At 59.1% G+C, this 16,672-nt stretch carries 17 protein-coding genes; 6 read left to right on the plus strand and 11 right to left on the minus strand.

Annotated elements, in window-relative coordinates; translation table 11 throughout:
* The 7 genes from IMCC20628_RS05045 to IMCC20628_RS05075 all read right to left on the minus strand — a co-directional run bounded on the left by IMCC20628_RS05045 (position 1) and on the right by IMCC20628_RS05075 (position 5,455).
* Entirely contained in the window at positions 1 to 963 is a 963-nt protein-coding gene (locus IMCC20628_RS05045) for a methyltetrahydrofolate cobalamin methyltransferase (protein WP_047029306.1), read from the minus strand.
* Positions 964 to 1,048: 85 nt separating this feature from the next.
* Positions 1,049 to 2,137, minus strand: coding sequence for a methylenetetrahydrofolate reductase (locus IMCC20628_RS05050; protein WP_156174645.1), 1,089 nt, complete (start codon positions 2,135 to 2,137; stop codon positions 1,049 to 1,051).
* Between the two features lie 2 nt (positions 2,138 to 2,139).
* The gene (locus IMCC20628_RS05055; protein WP_047029308.1) at positions 2,140 to 2,727 is read right to left on the minus strand and encodes a methylenetetrahydrofolate reductase C-terminal domain-containing protein; all 588 of its coding nucleotides are present in this window, start codon (positions 2,725 to 2,727) and stop codon (positions 2,140 to 2,142) included.
* Positions 2,720 to 3,025, minus strand: a complete 306-nt coding sequence (locus tag IMCC20628_RS05060) for a virulence factor (protein WP_047029309.1) — start codon at positions 3,023 to 3,025, stop codon at positions 2,720 to 2,722. Before IMCC20628_RS05060 ends, IMCC20628_RS05055 begins: the two co-directional genes overlap by 8 nt.
* A 196-nt stretch (positions 3,026 to 3,221) precedes the next feature.
* The gene (locus IMCC20628_RS05065; protein ID WP_047029310.1) at positions 3,222 to 3,992 is read right to left on the minus strand and encodes a formyl transferase; all 771 of its coding nucleotides are present in this window, start codon (positions 3,990 to 3,992) and stop codon (positions 3,222 to 3,224) included.
* A 77-nt stretch (positions 3,993 to 4,069) separates the two neighbouring features.
* The gene (locus tag IMCC20628_RS05070; protein WP_047029311.1) at positions 4,070 to 4,714 is read right to left on the minus strand and encodes an exopolysaccharide biosynthesis protein; all 645 of its coding nucleotides are present in this window, start codon (positions 4,712 to 4,714) and stop codon (positions 4,070 to 4,072) included.
* 114 nt (positions 4,715 to 4,828) lie between these two features.
* Entirely contained in the window at positions 4,829 to 5,455 is a 627-nt protein-coding gene (locus IMCC20628_RS05075; protein WP_047032272.1) for a DUF1638 domain-containing protein, read from the minus strand.
* A gap of 62 nt (positions 5,456 to 5,517) precedes the next feature.
* On the opposite strand from IMCC20628_RS05075, the gene IMCC20628_RS24605 reads away from it, so the two are divergent.
* The gene (locus IMCC20628_RS24605) at positions 5,518 to 5,649 is read left to right on the plus strand and encodes an Entericidin EcnAB (protein ID WP_082128016.1); all 132 of its coding nucleotides are present in this window, start codon (positions 5,518 to 5,520) and stop codon (positions 5,647 to 5,649) included.
* A 36-nt stretch (positions 5,650 to 5,685) separates the two neighbouring features.
* On the opposite strand, the gene IMCC20628_RS05080 is transcribed toward IMCC20628_RS24605, so the two are convergent.
* From IMCC20628_RS05080 to IMCC20628_RS05090, 3 genes are all read right to left on the minus strand, one after another.
* Complete coding sequence (locus tag IMCC20628_RS05080; RefSeq protein ID WP_047029312.1) at positions 5,686 to 6,384, minus strand: B12-binding domain-containing protein; 699 nt, start codon at positions 6,382 to 6,384, stop codon at positions 5,686 to 5,688.
* A 189-nt stretch (positions 6,385 to 6,573) separates the two neighbouring features.
* Positions 6,574 to 7,956: a hypothetical protein gene (locus tag IMCC20628_RS05085; protein WP_156174413.1), complete on the minus strand. Its 1,383-nt coding sequence runs from the start codon at positions 7,954 to 7,956 to the stop codon at positions 6,574 to 6,576.
* A 173-nt stretch (positions 7,957 to 8,129) separates the two neighbouring features.
* Positions 8,130 to 9,407 (minus strand): IS66 family transposase, encoded by a 1,278-nt coding sequence (locus IMCC20628_RS05090; protein ID WP_047028619.1) that lies wholly within the window; start codon positions 9,405 to 9,407, stop codon positions 8,130 to 8,132.
* Between the two features lie 220 nt (positions 9,408 to 9,627).
* Here IMCC20628_RS05090 and IMCC20628_RS05095 point away from each other — a divergent pair, with 220 nt between their 5' ends.
* The 5 genes from IMCC20628_RS05095 to IMCC20628_RS05115 all read left to right on the plus strand — a co-directional run bounded on the left by IMCC20628_RS05095 (position 9,628) and on the right by IMCC20628_RS05115 (position 15,501).
* The gene (locus IMCC20628_RS05095; RefSeq protein ID WP_156174414.1) at positions 9,628 to 11,217 is read left to right on the plus strand and encodes a trimethylamine methyltransferase family protein; all 1,590 of its coding nucleotides are present in this window, start codon (positions 9,628 to 9,630) and stop codon (positions 11,215 to 11,217) included.
* Between the two features lie 100 nt (positions 11,218 to 11,317).
* A complete protein-coding gene (locus IMCC20628_RS05100) occupies positions 11,318 to 11,998 on the plus strand; it encodes a 4Fe-4S dicluster domain-containing protein (protein ID WP_047029314.1) in 681 nt (226 codons plus the stop codon).
* 89 nt (positions 11,999 to 12,087) lie between these two features.
* On the plus strand, positions 12,088 to 12,636 hold the full coding sequence (locus tag IMCC20628_RS05105) for an RNA polymerase sigma factor (RefSeq protein ID WP_047032274.1): 549 nt from the start codon (positions 12,088 to 12,090) through the stop codon (positions 12,634 to 12,636).
* On the plus strand, positions 12,633 to 14,648 hold the full coding sequence (locus IMCC20628_RS05110) for a VWA domain-containing protein (protein ID WP_047029315.1): 2,016 nt from the start codon (positions 12,633 to 12,635) through the stop codon (positions 14,646 to 14,648). The genes IMCC20628_RS05105 and IMCC20628_RS05110 overlap by 4 nt, the downstream gene beginning before the upstream one ends.
* Positions 14,649 to 15,039: 391 nt before the next feature.
* Positions 15,040 to 15,501 (plus strand): PadR family transcriptional regulator, encoded by a 462-nt coding sequence (locus tag IMCC20628_RS05115; RefSeq protein WP_245307880.1) that lies wholly within the window; start codon positions 15,040 to 15,042, stop codon positions 15,499 to 15,501.
* A 70-nt stretch (positions 15,502 to 15,571) separates the two neighbouring features.
* Here the strand turns inward: IMCC20628_RS05115 and bmt are convergent, their stop codons facing one another.
* Positions 15,572 to 16,582 (minus strand): betaine--homocysteine S-methyltransferase, encoded by a 1,011-nt coding sequence (gene bmt / locus IMCC20628_RS05120; protein ID WP_047029316.1) that lies wholly within the window; start codon positions 16,580 to 16,582, stop codon positions 15,572 to 15,574.
* Positions 16,583 to 16,672: the final 90 nt, after the last annotated feature.

Here is a 16,672-nt window from a genome sequence, read left to right on the forward strand (position 1 = left end):
TTATGCTCCGCCGCCTGAACGGGCAGCGCGTCCGCCACGGCGGCGGCCACCGTCGGCCGCGGCGGATGATGTTTGTGCGGCAGGGGCGGAACCAGCCACATGCGGCTGGTAATCCTTGTAGGTCTTGATCCAGTTGGTGCAGTTCGGATCAGTGCCGTTGAGCACGTTGGCGGCGCGCACGGCTTCCATTTCCTGCGGACGGCAGGGGTTCATGATGGCGCTGGTCATGCCTGCGCCGATCACCATGGGGATGAAACCGGCGTTGATGCCGTGGCGATGCGGCAGGCCGAACGAGACGTTGGACAGGCCGCAGGTGGTATTGACCTTGAGCTCATGACGCAGCCGGTGCAGCAGCGCGAAAACCTGACGGCCGGCATCGCCAAGAGCGCCGATCGGCATCACCAGCGGGTCGACGACGATGTCACAGGGCTTGATGCCGAAATCCATGGCGCGTTCGACAATCTTCTTGGCCACGGCGAAGCGGACATCGGGATCCATGGAAATGCCGGTCTCGTCGTTGGAGATTGCCACCACCGGTACGTCGTATTTCTTGATCAGCGGCAGAATGGCTTCGAGCTTTTCTTCCTCGCCGGTAACCGAATTGACAAGCGGACGGCCCGTGGCAATTTTCAAGGCAGCTTCAATGGCGCCGGTTACCGAGCTGTCGATGGACAGCGGTACGTCGACCAGGCCCTGGACGATCTGCATGGTCTGCACCAGAAGGCCGGGCTCGGTTTCGTTGGGGTTGACCGAGGTGACGCCCGCATTGACGTCCAGCATGGTGGCGCCAGCTGCAACCTGTTCAAGCGCGTCTTTGATCACGGTCTCGAAATTGCCGGCCATCATCTCCGCGGCGAGTTTCTTGCGGCCGGTCGGATTGATGCGCTCGCCGATCACGCAGAAGGGCTGATCAAAGCCGATGATCACTTCTCTTGTGGCGGAGGCAACGATGGTACGGGTCATATTCGGTCCTTGCGGTGAAGACATAAAGATTTGCTTATGTCATTATGCTGTTTTCTGAGTGAAGATCAAGCCATCGCGTTCTACGCTAGTCGCCGCTGTCGGCGGCGACGCCGGCCATGACATGTGGTGTCAGGCGCGAATGATCAGGGGCTTCCTCGAGGAGACTTTCGGCACGTTCATTGGCAGGGTTGGGTTCCTTGCGCCAGGGCTTGCGCCCTTTGAGCACGCCCGAATCATGGACGATCTCGGCAACAAACTCTTCCTGCCGGTAAGCCATAACATGGATGCCGGAGACACCGTCGATTTCCTTGACCTCATTGATGATGTCGATGCAGATCTGCTTGCCCTCGGCTTTCTGGTCGGTGGCGCCTTCCAGCCGGGCAATGACGTGATCGGGGATATGAACGCCAGGCACGTTGGCGCGCATCCACTTGGCGGTGCGGGCCGACGCCAGTGGACCGACACCGCACAGAATGAAGCAGTCATCGGTCAGCCCAAGCTCGCGCACCGTCTGCATATAGGCGCGGAACATCGGCACATCGAAGCAATACTGGCTTTGGACGAATTGGGCGCCGGCGGCGATCTTCTTGGCGAGCCGATGCGGGCGGAAGTCATGCGGTGGGGCAAAAGGATTGATTGCAGCGCCGAGAAACACCTGCGGCGGCGTCGTCAGCTTGCGGCCGGACAGGAATTTGCCATTGTCGCGCATGATGCGGATGGTCTCGAGCAGCGACATGCAGTCGAGATCGAAGACCGGCTTGGCGCCGGGCTGGTCGCCGGTCTGAACGCCGTCGCCGGTCAGGCACAAAATATTGCCGACACCCATGGCCGCGCCGCCGAGCACGTCGCCCTGGATGGCGATGCGGTTGCGGTCGCGGCAGGCGATCTGCATGATCGGCGCATAGCCGATGCGGGTGAGCAGCGCGCAGATGCCGACCGAAGACATGTGGCAGTTGGCGCCGGAGGCATCGACCGCATTGATGCCGTCGACCCAGCCATCGAAAATGGCAGCGCGATTGTAAACATCTTCCGGATCGGCGCTGTCGGGCGGGTTGAGCTCGGTGGTGACCGCGAACTCGCCGCGGCGGAGCACCCGCTCCAGCCGGCCGCGGGAGGAATGCCCGGGAAGCGGATCAAGCGGCAGGTCAATGCCGGCGGGATTGACGTCGGACATGCTCATGCGGGCTCCGTGGATTTGGCAGCTTCAGCAAGGGCGGCAGTCTGGGCGGTAACCCGCAACCAGGAAGAGGTTTCGCGCAAGGATTGATCAACCGGCTTCTGCACCGTCAGAATGGCCTGGCTTTCAAGCATCTGCTGCGAGCCGTTCCAGGCCTGCACCCAGACGCAGGGCATGTCGGGTTCAACCTCGCAGTTGCCGTTGGCGCGAACGCCGCCGCAGGGACCGTTGCGCAATTGCTTGGGACAGTTCATCGGGCACGACATGCCGGTCGACGACAGCACGCACTGGCCGCACATGCGGCAGTCGAACAGGAAGCCCTTGACGTGCTTCTCGACGAATTTGACCGGCCCTTCCGCACGCTGGTAACCGACCGCCTTCCACACCGGGTGGAGCTTCAGGAAGACATGGGCGAAACGGGCGTAGAACCATTCGAGCCCGCGCGCATGGCGTACAGCCCAAAGCCGGACGGCGAATCGCCGGGCGTTGCGACCGGTGGCCGAAACGCCCGAGGGTTTGTAGGCAGTTTTGCGGACCGCCTTCTTGTTGATGCTTGCCTGGGTCTTCTGGGTCGGTTCGTCAGCCATGGCTCTCCCTGCCTCCGCCCTTGACCAGCGCCACCAGGCGTTCCTTGTCGTAGGCTGTTTCCAGTTCTGCCGCAGCCTTGTCGGCCTCGGCTTCAAGATCGTCGGAGACTTCCACCGGGTCGGCGCGCCGCCAGTCGGCGAGGTAGTCGTCGGTCTCGGCAGCACCCGTGCGCATGGCGCACATATCGATCGCTTCGGTGAATCTGAGGGTCAGCTCCCGCTTGGCGGAAGTCCGTCCCTTCTTGATGATCACCTGGGCTGGAATGTCACGCCAGTAGACGACGATGCGGTTGGCCATAGGGGTCTCCTTGAAAGTTACAATGCGCATGGGATTTTCTGGCAGCTTCGCTGACGACGACGCGCGGCGCGTCAAAAACGACCTAGATCATCGTTCGATCAACAAGACGCAATGGATCTTGTCAATCGAACGATGATCTTGCCGACACGGGAGGTATTTGGGATGGCGCGCGGGGTCAAATCCGAGCTGTTGAAAACTACCAGATGCGCTTGGCAATACCGGTCTTGAGGTAGGTCCAGATCGGCGGGTGAAACCGTTGCACCGACGGTAACTGGCTGGATTGTGGCTCAAGGGTTCCGTTCAGTGCGTCTTCAACAGCGCGCACCACGATCTCGCGCGAGCCTGCGGCCATGGCGAGCGAATCGGTGAGCAGGGTTTCACGCGGGTCAGGTGTCAGGAAGGCCTGATAGAGTGTGTCACCGGTATCAACGCCGGCATCGACCAGATGCACGGTGGTGCCGTAATTGTCATGGTCGCCGCTGGCGCGGGCCCACCAGCCGCCGGCCAGGCCGCGATATTTCGGGTTGATGCCGGAATGGTAGTTGAGCACCGGACAGGCGATCGCCGCGAGTGTCGCCTTGGACAGCATCCGGCATCCGGCAAGGAACACCACATCGGGCTTGCGGGCGGCAATGAGTTGCAGGCAGTCATCGGCATTGGCAGACGACACCGGCGTAACCGGCGCCTCGGGTGACAGCTCGGTTTGAATGCCGCTGTGGGCGATAATGGTGTTGGTTCGGGCTTGTGCAAAGCGTTTGCCAAAACGGGAAATCACCATGGTTCCAAATTGTCCGGCGGTCTGAAACCAGCCGATCTTGCGGGCCCGGCGTTTAAGGAAAACGCTTTTTGATTCAGGCTGTTCCAGCGCCACTTCGACTATGTCGAAATGCGATGCAAGGGCGTTGACGATGACCCAGGCATAGGCGCCGCCGGCGGTGATGACGAGGATTTTTCCAGCGTGGCTCATGTCTTCCCCGGAATGTCTGTACTGACCGGGAAGGTTACACGGCGGCAGTTAAAGATTTCTCAGCCTGAATGGCTGGATCAAAACAGCCGAACCAGCAAGGCGCCGGTGGCAACAACGACCAGGCCTGCCACCAGTATGGAAACGAGCCCGGTCACCACTCCCAGTGCCAGACAATTGCCATCGCGTTCCGTATGGGCGACGCCCAGGATGGCGACGGCAAGGGCCGGCAACCAATTGCCGAAGGGAATCGGCAAGACGCAAGTGACCGCCAGGATCAGCGCAAACAGGCCAAACAGACGCTCCCGAATCGGACCATCAAGCGGCCAGTTTCGTGGGCGAACCCAGGTTTCGGCGCTGCGTAGCCAGGGAGAGACCCGCGAAACCATGCGCTGGAAGGTGGAACGTTCGATCGTGTAGTTGGCAAGTGCACGGGGCAGCCATACTTTTTGCAAGCCGATGACCATCTGCCAGGCGACAAAAACCATCGGCAAACCGAGCACCATGGTTGCGCCGGGTGGAAGGGGAATCAGGTTGGGCAGGGCGAAGACCAGCATGAAGGCGCCAAATGAACGGTCGTCGAGCGCATTGGCGATTTCGCGCATGCTGACACGGTCACCGGCCTCGCGCGCCAAGCGCTCGAGCAAATCCGAGAGTTTTTCCGGATGACGATGGGTGCCTGTTGCAATGGCGGGGACTGTGGATGCGATGGACTGCGGACTCACTGCGGATACCCTGAATTGTGACTGCTTCACATCTAAGCATGGATTGCTAAAGAATTGTGGCGAAACCCAAAAATATTCCTGGGTGTGCGGGGCATGAACGCACGAGGCTCCAGTTCACAGCGGCGTCAGGGCATCCGTCAGGTCGCCGTAACCGGTCAATCGGCGTTCGTAACGCAATCCGAGGCGCTCGGCGGCGGCGCGGGCTTTGGCTTCCAGTTCCGGGTCATCGGTCTGGGCGATATAGAGCGCCCGCTCATAATGGCCGAAATAAGTGTCACGCAACTCGGGAAACCGGTCGAGTCCGAGCGGGCGTATCAGGAAGGCTTCAAAATGCCGGGCGAGAAAATCGGTGATGAAAAACGTCATCATCATGTCGTCGCCCTGGGCCTCGAATGTCTGGTTGCCCATGTAAAATGAAAAGCAGTGCGGGCCGGCGATGCGTTCGACGCCATGGGCCGCGCAAACCTTGTCGAGATCGCCGCCGGTGCCGCAATCGGCGTAGCCGATGAAAATATGTTCATAGCCTTCGTCGCGGGCTGCCCTTATTGCGCGGTCGACGGCGGGAGCGATCTTGTCGGGGTAATGATGGTAATTGGCGTCGATGCATTTGAGATCGACATGATCATGGCCGAGTTGTTCATTCACCGCCAGAATTTCGCGGGCGAGCATGCCGCAGGCGATGACCCGGACTTTTTTTGAAGAATTTTCGGTTTGGCTGGCTGGAATTGATTGCTCCGCCATCATCTTGCCTTTCGTCTGGGCCAAATTCCAGCATCAACACCTATTTCAGGATTCAGCAGAAAATGACACATTTCAAGATTGCAACCATCCTCATCGTTGCCCTGACGCTGGCGTCTTGCGCCAACACCATACGCGGCGTCGGCAAGGACGTTAAGGATTCCGCAAATGCCGTCGGTGACGCTGTCACCTACTGACAGCATCACCGACGCATGAATAAGGCTAAATGACGATCAGGCGCCAGCCAAACGGTTGTGGCGGCGCTTGATCAGATCCTTGGCGGTTTCAACGGCAACGGCTGCATCGCGGCAATAGGCATCGGCACCGACGGCCTTGCCGAATTCCTCGTTGAGCGGCGCGCCGCCGACGAGAATAATGTAATCGTCGCGGATGCCCTTTTCCTTCATTGTGTCGATAACGACCTTCATGTAGGGCATTGTGGTTGTCAGCAGCGCTGACATGCCGAGGATATCGGGTTTTTCACGCTCGATTGCCTCGAGGTATTTTTCCACAGAATTGTTGATGCCAAGATCGATGACGTCGAAACCGGCGCCTTCCATCATCATGCCGACAAGGTTCTTGCCGATGTCGTGAATGTCGCCCTTGACGGTGCCGACAACCATCTTGCCAAGCTTTGGCGCGCCGGTGGCGATCAGCAGCGGACGCAGAATGAACATGCCCGCCTTCATGGCATTGGCGCTCATCAGCACTTCTGGAACGAACAGGATTCCGTCGCGAAAATCCTCGCCAACGATCCGCATGCCCTCGACCAGCGCCTTGGTGAGCAGATCGTAGGGAGTCCAGCCGCGCTCCAGAAGGATGTTGGTGCCTTCCTCGATCTCTTCCTTGAGCCCGTCATACAGATCGTCATGCATCTGCTGGACAAGCTCATCATCAGAGAGTTCATAAAGGATGATTTCATCGTCAGACATCAGTTTCTCCCTTGAATGCACTCGTCCCACGGATCGGCATACCTGATCCATCCTGCATAGCGATATAGGCGATCGTTTGCAAAATGTTCCTTGAAAACGACGCCGTGCACCGAATATGCGACGGGCGGCGATATCCTTCGCCGGTATGATTGGAGCACACCATGCGTATTGTGTCATTACCGCTGCGGTTCACCGCCAGAAGACAGTCTCGCCATTGATCGGCAGCGCCATAAATCCCGGCCACATCTTCTGGATTGCGGCATGAAATACAGCATTCTTGCGCCGTTTGTCCAAAGGCGCGCTCAAAAATGCTTCCAGCAGCGCACGGCAGCTGAACATCACGTGGGTGTCAAAGGCGATGTCGCTTTCAAGGCACAGTTCGGACAGCCATGTTCCCATGCGGTGTTCCCAGTGAAATACATCCAGCAAATCAACCTCCGTCACGCGCCAGTATTGTGCGCGTTCCGCCCAGGCTTCAAAGGCAGCGATATCGACGTCGCGGTCCGCGAGATCACCACCCCAGGCTTTGACCAGGGGTTCGATCGATTCGGGCACAAAGCACTTGTCGGGATCGCGAAAGAAACTGCGGGCGATTTCTCCACCACTCGATCGTATGTGCAGAGCGTTCTGGGGAAAATTCAACGTGTAGGCGTAGGAGCCGCGAGGGAAGTGCGGACGCGGCGAAATTCGGCTCATCACGGATTCGAATTCTTCGCGGGATTTGGCCGGAACGCGCACATTGGTATCGAGTGCCTTGTGTTTGAGCCCGAGTTTCAGTGCCGCAGACTTGGCAAAATACATATCCACAAGGTGATGATTGCCGTTGGAATAGGTAAAGCATGTCAGCGCCTTGGCCTGTTCGCGGCTTGCTGCGAGGGTGATGCGGCTGTCGAGGCCGGCCGTCAGAGAGAACACCAGAGGGCATGGCCGATTCGCCAGGCCATTCATCGTCGTGGTCATGATGGCGGCAACCCGGCTTGCAGCCTCCTGCACTGACACCTCGCCGATCTCCTTGCGGGGCCAGAAGCGGGAGATCTTGCGTGTCGCCGTGTCAAGCGTCTGGTTGGGCGTTAGCACGTGAATGTCGCGCCAAGGGGTAAAGTCGCCCGGCAAGCCATACATGACGCGACGGCTCAAGCGTGCGGCGATCTCCGCGTTGGGGGCCGCGCCAGCAACATCAGCCACGAGTGCTGCGTGCGATCCGGCGACAAACGGCGTGCTCAATGCATAGTAGACCGGTCGTGAACCTATCGCGTCCGGAGCAATTTCTGATGACACCGTATCACCAAATATCAACACGAACCGGCCTGACCAATGGTCGGTTTCGGTCAGTAATGCAGTGCGTTCAAGGCCGGCACAGGCCGCAAGAATATCCGGCTCTTGCGCAGACGGTCGACGGACATCGACAAAATGGCCCAGAACGGCAATCCAGCGCTCGCCCGATTGGGTTGTCCACAGTGGTGTGCGTGGGTCGTGCCAAAGATGCAGTTGGCCGATTTGTGCTTCGATCCAGCCCGGGACCGGCATTTCAGCTGCGCGGTCTGTAAGCAAAAATCCGCGCGCGAAAGTCATCGCCTTAACATGGTTTGCCAACATGTTGTTTCTGCCCCCAAGTATGGGGTCTTATTGTTGCAGGTTAATTTGTGAATTTCAAACCGAGAACCAGGAAATATTCAGATCTTGTTGCAAAGGCCAAATGGTAATTACCCACCCCTGAATTTATGATTTCGGGCCTTGATGTCGGCCTACGCCAAGACGGATGCGATAACCTGGAAGGGATTTGCGCCTTTAAGGCGGGCGGTATCGACGGTTGTGCGTACATCCGCCTCGGCTTGGGCGGCCCACATGGCGCGATATCCGTTTGTCACCTTTCTCTGAATGACCCATGGACGGAGCTTTCGCTCAGATGTGTTGTTGGTGACATCGACTTCTCCGGGATAGTCGCAAAACGTCAGCAGCTGATCGCGGGCCCGCCCGATCTTGGCCTGGAGCTTTTGGGCCAGGTCGCATGAAGTCGGGGCGCATAGAAGCCCGGCAAGCTGTTTATCGAATTTGCGCTTCTTGCTTGCGACGGTAGACGCAGCGAATGTGCTTATGGCTCTGGCGAAATCAAACACACGGCCAAACCAAAGCTGGAAGCGAAGAGGGAGATCATCCTCGCCATGTTCCAGCGCAAAGGCTGTATCACGCGCCAAATGTGCAAGGCAGGTTTGATGTCGATGGCCGTGAGATTGCTGGGCTGAATACCGATCAGATATCCATACCTCGGGGACATGGCCGCCCATGGTCTCGTGAACGACCCGTGCTGCACGGGAGTAATCGGGCTGGTGGACAACGGCATCCTTGCAATGAAAAACCCAGTGTTGGGCATTTGTGCCCTCAATACGCACACCGGTTTCGTCGCTGGCGACAACGCGGGCGGCTCGAAGGCTGGCCTTGGCGGCCTGTGCTGTGGCCTGGAAGCTCGGACGGGAGCGGGCAAACATGTTCATGATCGCGCCCTCGCTCGCATGGAGGCCGAAGATATCCATGAACACACCGCTCAGGCGTTCGTAAGACAATGCATGGAAACTCTTGAGGTAGATCGCCAGCGCGTGAATGCCTGGCCCGAACGGCGTTGCGGTTGCCACGGCAGGTGCGGTGGCTTTTGTCGTCGTGCCGCATTGCGGGCAATGACAGGAAAAACGCCGATGCCGGGTGACATGAGGACGGATCGCAGGAATATCGATCTCGTCATAGGCCCCGGCCAGCACCATCGTATCATCACCGGAAAACGCATGGCCGCATCTCTTGCAGGCGGTCGGTTCATGATCGCGAAACATGTCGGCAAAATCCGCCAGCACCCTATTGTGGGGTTCATGCCCGGGCTTGGCTCCACCCGGTCGTGAGTTGACGCGTTTCTCTTTCTTGTCCGTAGAGGGCGGCTTGGAAGACGTCCGAGAATCCTTGGCAGGCCGTTGGAGCCGAAGCACCATCTCGATCAATTCGTCCTTGCTCAGCTGCTGCAAATCAGTCCGATCCATATCATCATGGATTCAGACATTGTGGTGCATGGCAAGGGGGTGGGTAATTACGGCCAAATGTAATCCATCTTTAAACCTCATCAGGCTCCGGTGGCTGTAATCTGATGGCTGTTCCTTCAGCGCCAGCGCTTGGCGCTAAAAGGAACGCGCGCCGTAACCATTTACCTAGCATGGACCCATGAGCGCGATGGTGCGCGAAACCAGAAGATGCAGGCTTTTGATGGCTCATTCAGACATACTCTCGACGACAGACTTGGCTCAGGAAGCAGCTCCGGAAGCTGCATCGGGACGGCGCGGCAAGGGCGCTGCAGGGAGGCGTGCGGCCCGGTCGGGCGGCGGCGCCGGCCAGTCCATGCCCTTCATCATGCGCAAACTCGGCACTTATGATGTGCTGGACGAGGAAGGCCTGAGCCTGATCGAAGCCAACGCCGACAAGATTCTCGAGGAAATCGGCATCGAATTTCGCGATGACGCGGAAGCCTTGGCGCTTTGGCGAGAAGCTGGTGCGGATGTGAAGGGTGAGCGGGTCCGGTTTCCCAAGGGGCTTTGCCGCGAAATCCTCAAGACTGCGCCTGAAGTGTTTACCCAGCATGCGCGCAATCCGGTCCGCTCGGTGCAGATCGGTGGCAAGGCAACCGTATTTGCGCCAGTCTATGGCCCACCCTTTGTCCGCGATCTTGATGGCGAGCGCCGCTATGCGACGATCGAGGATTTCCGCAATTTCGTGAAGCTTGCCTACATGGCGCCGTCGATCCACCATTCCGGCGGCACGGTGTGCGAGCCCGTCGATGTACCGGTCAACAAGCGCCATTTCGACATGGTCTACAGCCATATGAAATACAGCGACAAGCCGTTCATGGGCTCGGTCACGGCACCGGAACGGGCCGAAGACACCATCGAGATGTGCAAGATCCTGTTTGGCGCGGAGTTCGTCGACCAGAACTGCGTGACGCTCAATCTGATCAACGCCAACTCGCCGATGGTGTTTGATGAAACCATGCTTGGTGCGCTGAAGGTCTATGCCCGCAACAACCAGGCCTGTGTGGTCTCCCCGTTCATTCTCGCCGGCGCCATGAGCCCGGTGACAGTGACCGGCACGCTGACCCAGATTCTGGCTGAAGTGCTGGCCGGCGCCGCCTTCACCCAGTTGATCCGTCCAGGTGCTCCGGTCTTGTTCGGAACTTTTGCTGCCTCGATCTCGATGCAGTCGGGCGCGCCGACTTTCGGCACGCCGGAACCGGCGCTGGTCTCCTATGGCGCAGCCCAACTGGCGCGGCGGCTGAAAATCCCGTTCCGCACCGGCGGATCGCTTTGCGGCTCGAAAGTTCCGGATGCCCAGGCAGCCCATGAAAGCGCCTCGACGCTGAACATGACGCTGCTGGCGGGCACCAATTTCGCACTGCATTCGGCCGGATGGCTCGAAGGCGGGCTGGTCAGCTCCTATGAGAAATTCATGATCGATGTCGATCAGCTGGGCATGCAGCAGCGTTTCGCCGAGGGCATTGATCTGTCGGAAACCGGCCAGGCTCTCGATGCCATTGCCGAAGTGGGACCGGGCAATCACTATCTCGGTTGCGCCCATACCCAGGCCAATTTCCAGCAGGCGTTCTTCCGCTCGTCGCTGGCGGACAACAATTCCTATGAGCAGTGGTTGGCCGAAGGCGAAAAGCGGATAGAGGAGCGGGCGCGCGATCTATGCCGATCATGGCTTGCCGGCTATGTCGCGCCTGATCTCGATCCGGCAATTGACGAGGCGCTGCTGGCCTTTATCGCGAGCCGCAAGGAGTCGATGCCCGACGCCTTCACTTGAACACAGCCCGATAAAGCCAGGGAGACAGGCGCTCAGGAGACAGTCGCTAACCTCATACACAAAGAGGTCTGGCGATCTGCGTTCAAGGATCAGGGGACCCGTGAATGAGCCTCGTCTGATCGCGGTGGCGCTGGAGCTGAGCGGGCTTGTGCCGCGCGGTTGGCTGGCGCCGGAGCCAGAGATTGCGCCTCTGCTTGCTGATGGAAGGCCAGCGGCCGGGATCTGCCTCATTGGCCATGCCGGTGGCGGGTTCTGGCCGGTTTTCGACACTTGGTGGCAATCCCATCCGAATTCGGATGATCCGCTCGATGACTGGTCAAAACATCTGATCAATCCTGTTGCCGCGTCGCTTGGCGCGGAGGCGGTTTATCCTTCGGACAAGCCGTGGCAGCCGTTTCAACAATGGGCAATGGCCGCAGAAGGATTGCGCCCTTCACCGCTCGGACTGCTGATCCATCCCGGATTCGGTCTCTGGCATGGTTATCGCGGCGCAATCCTGTTCGGCTCTACGGATAGGGTTGAGGCAACGGAGGCCCGGAGCATCATTTTGTCCCACCCCTGCGACGCTTGCGCGGCGAAGCCCTGCCTTTCGGCCTGTCCAGTGAGTGCGTTTGGCGCAGGTGGTTTTGACGTCAACGTCTGCCGTGGACATCTGGCAACCGATGCCGGCCAGAAAGGCTGTGTTGATTCGGGATGCATGGCGCGCGACGCTTGCCCCGTCGGGCAGGACTATCGCTATCAAGCGGCGCAGGTCCGGTTTCACATGGCGGCTTTTCTTTAAAAAAATGAGCACCACCCAAGGACTGACGGAATTCTGTCGTCTAAGCTGTGATGATGGATGTGAGTGCCACTCAAGTCTCAGAGGTCCGGATGGATGAACCGGATGATCATGCGCTGGTAGCGCGTGCGTGCGAGGGTGACCGCGCTGCGTTCGCGGTTCTTGTGGCGCGTCACTATGATTTCATCCACCGTGTGGCCTGGAAATGGTGCCGCGACCCTTCGGGTGCAGAGGATATCGCCCAGAATGTCTGTCTTCGGCTCGGTGCGTCGATCCGCTCCTGGCGCAAGGAAAGCGCCTTTACCACATGGCTCTACCGGCTGATCATCAATGCGGCGCAGGATCACGCCCGGGCGTCGGCACGCGAAGTGCGCAAAACCAAAGCCTGGGCAACACATGCAATGGCGCTGGGGGAGGGGGCGGACGACACTGATGCAAGCCACACCGATGACCTTTGGACCGCAGTCCGGACCTTACCGGACAAGCAACGCTGCGCGGTGCTGCTGGTCTATGGCGAAGAGCTGAACCACGCGGCGGCAGCGGCTGTGATGGACTGTGCCGAAAGCACGGTTTCCTATCATCTGCATGCGGCGAGGAAGCGGCTGAAACGGCTTTTGCGCGAGGCTGAGGAAGAGCAATGATGGAGAATGAACTCAAGAAACTGGCCACCGGCGCGCCGCCTCCCGATGAGACTGCAAAGCGCGAAGCGCTGACTGCAGCCATGCAGGCATTTGACCAGGCAGGGCAAGAATACTCACAGGCAACCCAAGGATTTTCTGCAGCTGCACGTCTTACCCATATCGCAACCTCGATATGGAGTGGACTGATGAAAAAACCGCTGATGATAGGCTCGGCTCTTGCCACACTGATGATCCTGCCTGCAGCAGGCTACATCACCTGGCAAATTGTGCAGGACCAGCAAGGCGGACTGGCAGGCCTGCCGGCTCCGATGGAAACACGGCTGGAGACGAAAGTCGCTGAGGCGGATGACGCTGCAAAGCTGATGGAAGAGTCCGACATGGCGCTGGCCGAACCGGAGATGGCACCACCCCCGGCGGTGTCTGCGCCGCAGGTCGCAAAACGCGCGGTCAACCCTCCCGGCGATGCCGTGGGGCAAAGCCTGCAGCGCAACCAGATGTCTGCTGCTGCGCCGAAAAATTATGCCGGCAATGCCAATGAGCAACTGATGCAAGGACGAGTAAGGCCTTATCCGGAACCACAGATGGAGGCTGACCGAGACCGGGTTCAGGCATTCGATACCAACAGCGTCAAGTCTGTGACCGAAGAACCGGTGTCCACCTTTTCCGCCGATGTCGACACGTCGTCTTACGCGATGATGCGACGGGCGCTGAAGCAGGGTGCTATGCCGGACCCGAAAACCGTTCGCGTCGAGGAACTGGTCAATTACTTCCCCTATGACTATCCCGGTCCGGGTAGTGCCGAAACGCCGTTCCGGGCAACGGTGACAGTGACGCCGACACCCTGGAATGCGCACACCAAGCTGCTGCATGTCGGGGTGAAAGGCTACAATGTCGCTGCTACCGAACGGCCACGGGCCAATCTGGTGTTTCTCATCGATGTGTCCGGCTCGATGAATGACGCCGACAAACTACCGCTGCTGAAATCGGCTTTCCGGCTGCTGGTCAACAAGCTTGATCCCGAAGACACGGTGTCGATCGTCACCTATGCCGGCAATGCCGGCACCGTGCTGGAGCCAACGCCGGTTTCCGAAAAACGGAAAATTCTCGACGCGATGGAGCAATTGCGCCCCGGTGGATCGACGGCTGGTGCTGCCGGGCTCGATGAAGCCTACCGGCTGGCAGAGAAAGCTTTCGTCAAGGACGGCGTCAACCGGGTCATGCTGGCCACCGACGGCGATTTCAATGTCGGCCCCAGCGGTGACGACGCACTCAAGACCATGATTGAATCCAAGCGCGAAAGCGGCGTGTTCTTGTCGGTGTTCGGTTTCGGACAGGGCAATTACAACGACCAGCTGATGCAGACGATTGCCCAGAACGGCAATGGTGTTGCGGCCTATATCGACACCTTGTCGGAGGCTGAAAAGACCTTTGTGCAGGAAGCCTCTGCGTCGCTGTTTCCGATTGCCTCGGATGTAAAATTCCAGATCGAATTCAATCCGGCTGTGGTGGCGGAGTACCGCCAGATCGGATTTGAGACCCGGGCACTCAATCGCGAGGATTTCAACAATGACCGGGTCGACGCCGGCGAGATCGGTTCCGGCCACACGGTGACCGCGATCTATGAGATCACCCCGGTTGGAAGCCCTGCCATCTTGAACAGCGACTTGCGTTACGGCGACAAGACGCAGACTTCAGCAGAGCCGATGCACGGTGAGGAGTATGCCTTTCTCAAGATGCGGGCAAAGACACCGGGCGAGGCGCAGAGCGAGTTGACCGAAGTTCCAGTGACCAGAGAGAACGAAATCAGCGACTTTGGTGCTGCGCCGGAAGATGTCCGGTTTTCGATCGCGGTTGCTGCGTTCGGTCAGAAGCTGCGCAAGGTGGATGCGGTGTCCCCCTATGGCTACGACGCCATCGAAAAGATTGCATCCGAAGCTCGCGGTGACGATCCCTTTGGCTACCGATCGGAGTTTCTGCAACTGGTGCGGCTGGCTCAAGGACTGGCTCGCTAACGCATCCGATTCCAAGGCGAACCGATAGCGTTCCATTCCGGCCGGCGTTCAGAAAACGCCGGCCGGAGTCCATCAAACGTAATGGTTTGAACTGCTTGATGTCGTGACTTTCACAATTAAAATATAATTGAATCAAAGCGATAGGCTTGTCCACTCGATGAGTTCTTTTTTTCGTCTTGTAAAAGATATATCTTTTCATAAATAGTACTGCAGAACGTGCTATCGAATTTAAGGAAGGAATCAAACCATGTTTGGAATGCACAAACACAGATGTCACCGCGAAGATCGCAATTGTGCCGGCCCGGACGGATCGGGCGGCCGCGGAGGTGGCCGACGCGGCGGTCCATTTGGGCGCCATCGCGGCGGACCATTTGGCGGCGGCGGCAAGCGTATGTTTGACGCGGGCGCGCTGCGGCTGGTGGTTCTCGGCTTGATCGCCGAACAACCGCGCCACGGCTATGACATCATCAAGGCGCTGGAAGCCCGTTTCCAGGGAGCTTACAGCCCAAGTCCCGGGGCTATTTACCCGATGCTGCAGATGCTGGAGGAAGCCGATCTGGTGTCTTCCCAGATGCAGGGCGCCAAGAAGCTCTTTTCGATCACCGAAGAGGGTTTGGCCTACCTTAAGGACAACCGTGTCGACCTCGACCGCATCAATGCGCAGATCGATGAAGCATCGGAAGAAATCCAGGGCGTGTCACTGGGGGCGGAATTCCGTGCCTTGCGGAAAACACTGTTCCGGCAGGTGAGAAGCGGCGGGTTTTCCGCCGGGCAGGCGCAACAGGCGCTTGATATTCTCAAGCAGGCCCGCAAAGACATCGATGACCTGCAGGACGAAAAACAGCAGGACTGACAGTCTGGACACGACATTAAAAAGGCCGGTGTGTGAGCACCGGCCTTTTGCTTGTTTGAATGTCGCTGGTTCAGCTGCGGCGACGGCCGCGTTCGCGGGTTGGGGCAGCCGTGGTGGCAGCGACGGTGTTGCGCATCGGGCCAATGCGCTCGACGATGGTTTCGACCGTCGGACGCTGCGCCTTGATGTGGGTGTCGACGGCTTCGCGCATGGCGGCCAGATGATCGCAGGAGGTGCCGCAGCAACCGCCGATGATGCGGGCGCCGGCATCGATTGCCAGACGCGCATAATCAGCCATCAGCGGCGGCGTGCCGGAATAATGGATTTCGGCGCCACGGAATTCGGGGATGCCGCAATTGCCCTTGACCACAACCACCGCATCCGGATCGGCGCCGGTCATGTCGAGCAGCGACGACAGAATGTCGGAGGCACCGACGCCGCAATTGGCGCCAACGGCAAACGGGCCGTCGCCGATATCCTTGGCCAGCGAATGGATGTCGCGCGGATGCACGCCCATCATGGTCTTGCCGGCGGTGTCGAAAGAGCCGGTGTAGACGTAAGGCAGATCGTGGCGCACCGCGGCCTCGGCGGCAGCGCGGATTTCATCGACGGCCGACATGGTTTCGATCCAGACGACATCAATGCCGCCGGCCTTCAGGCCCTCGATCTGTTCGGCGAAGGACTCGACCGCAGACTCGTAGGTCATGGCGCCAAGCGGAACCAGAAGGTCGCCGGTCGGGCCGACGGAGCCGCCGACGATGACCTTGCGCGGCGCCTTGTCAGCCACAGCGCGGGCGATCTCGGCCGCCTTCTTGTTGAGCGCGTATACCCGGCCGTGGGCGTCGTGCAGCTTGAGCCGGTTGCGGGTGCCGCCGAAGCTGTTGGTCAGAATGATGTCGGATCCTGCATCGACAAAATCCTGGTGCAGCTTGGTGATTTTTTCAGGCGCTGATTCCAGCCACATTTCCGGAGCTTCGCCGGATTCCAGCCCCATGGCGAAGAGGTTGGTCCCGGTTGCGCCGTCGGCGAGCAGGACGCCTTTTTCGGCAAGCAGATCGGCAAGTGGATTGGAAACGGGCATACAATTCTCCTGATTAGCTGCGTATCGTATAAAGATGTCTTTATGTCATTGCAATAGAAGTGGCTGCTGCGCATCAAAAAACCCGCGGGC

The organism is Hoeflea sp. IMCC20628 (assembly GCF_001011155.1).
Classification (GTDB): Bacteria; Pseudomonadota; Alphaproteobacteria; order Rhizobiales; family Rhizobiaceae; genus Hoeflea.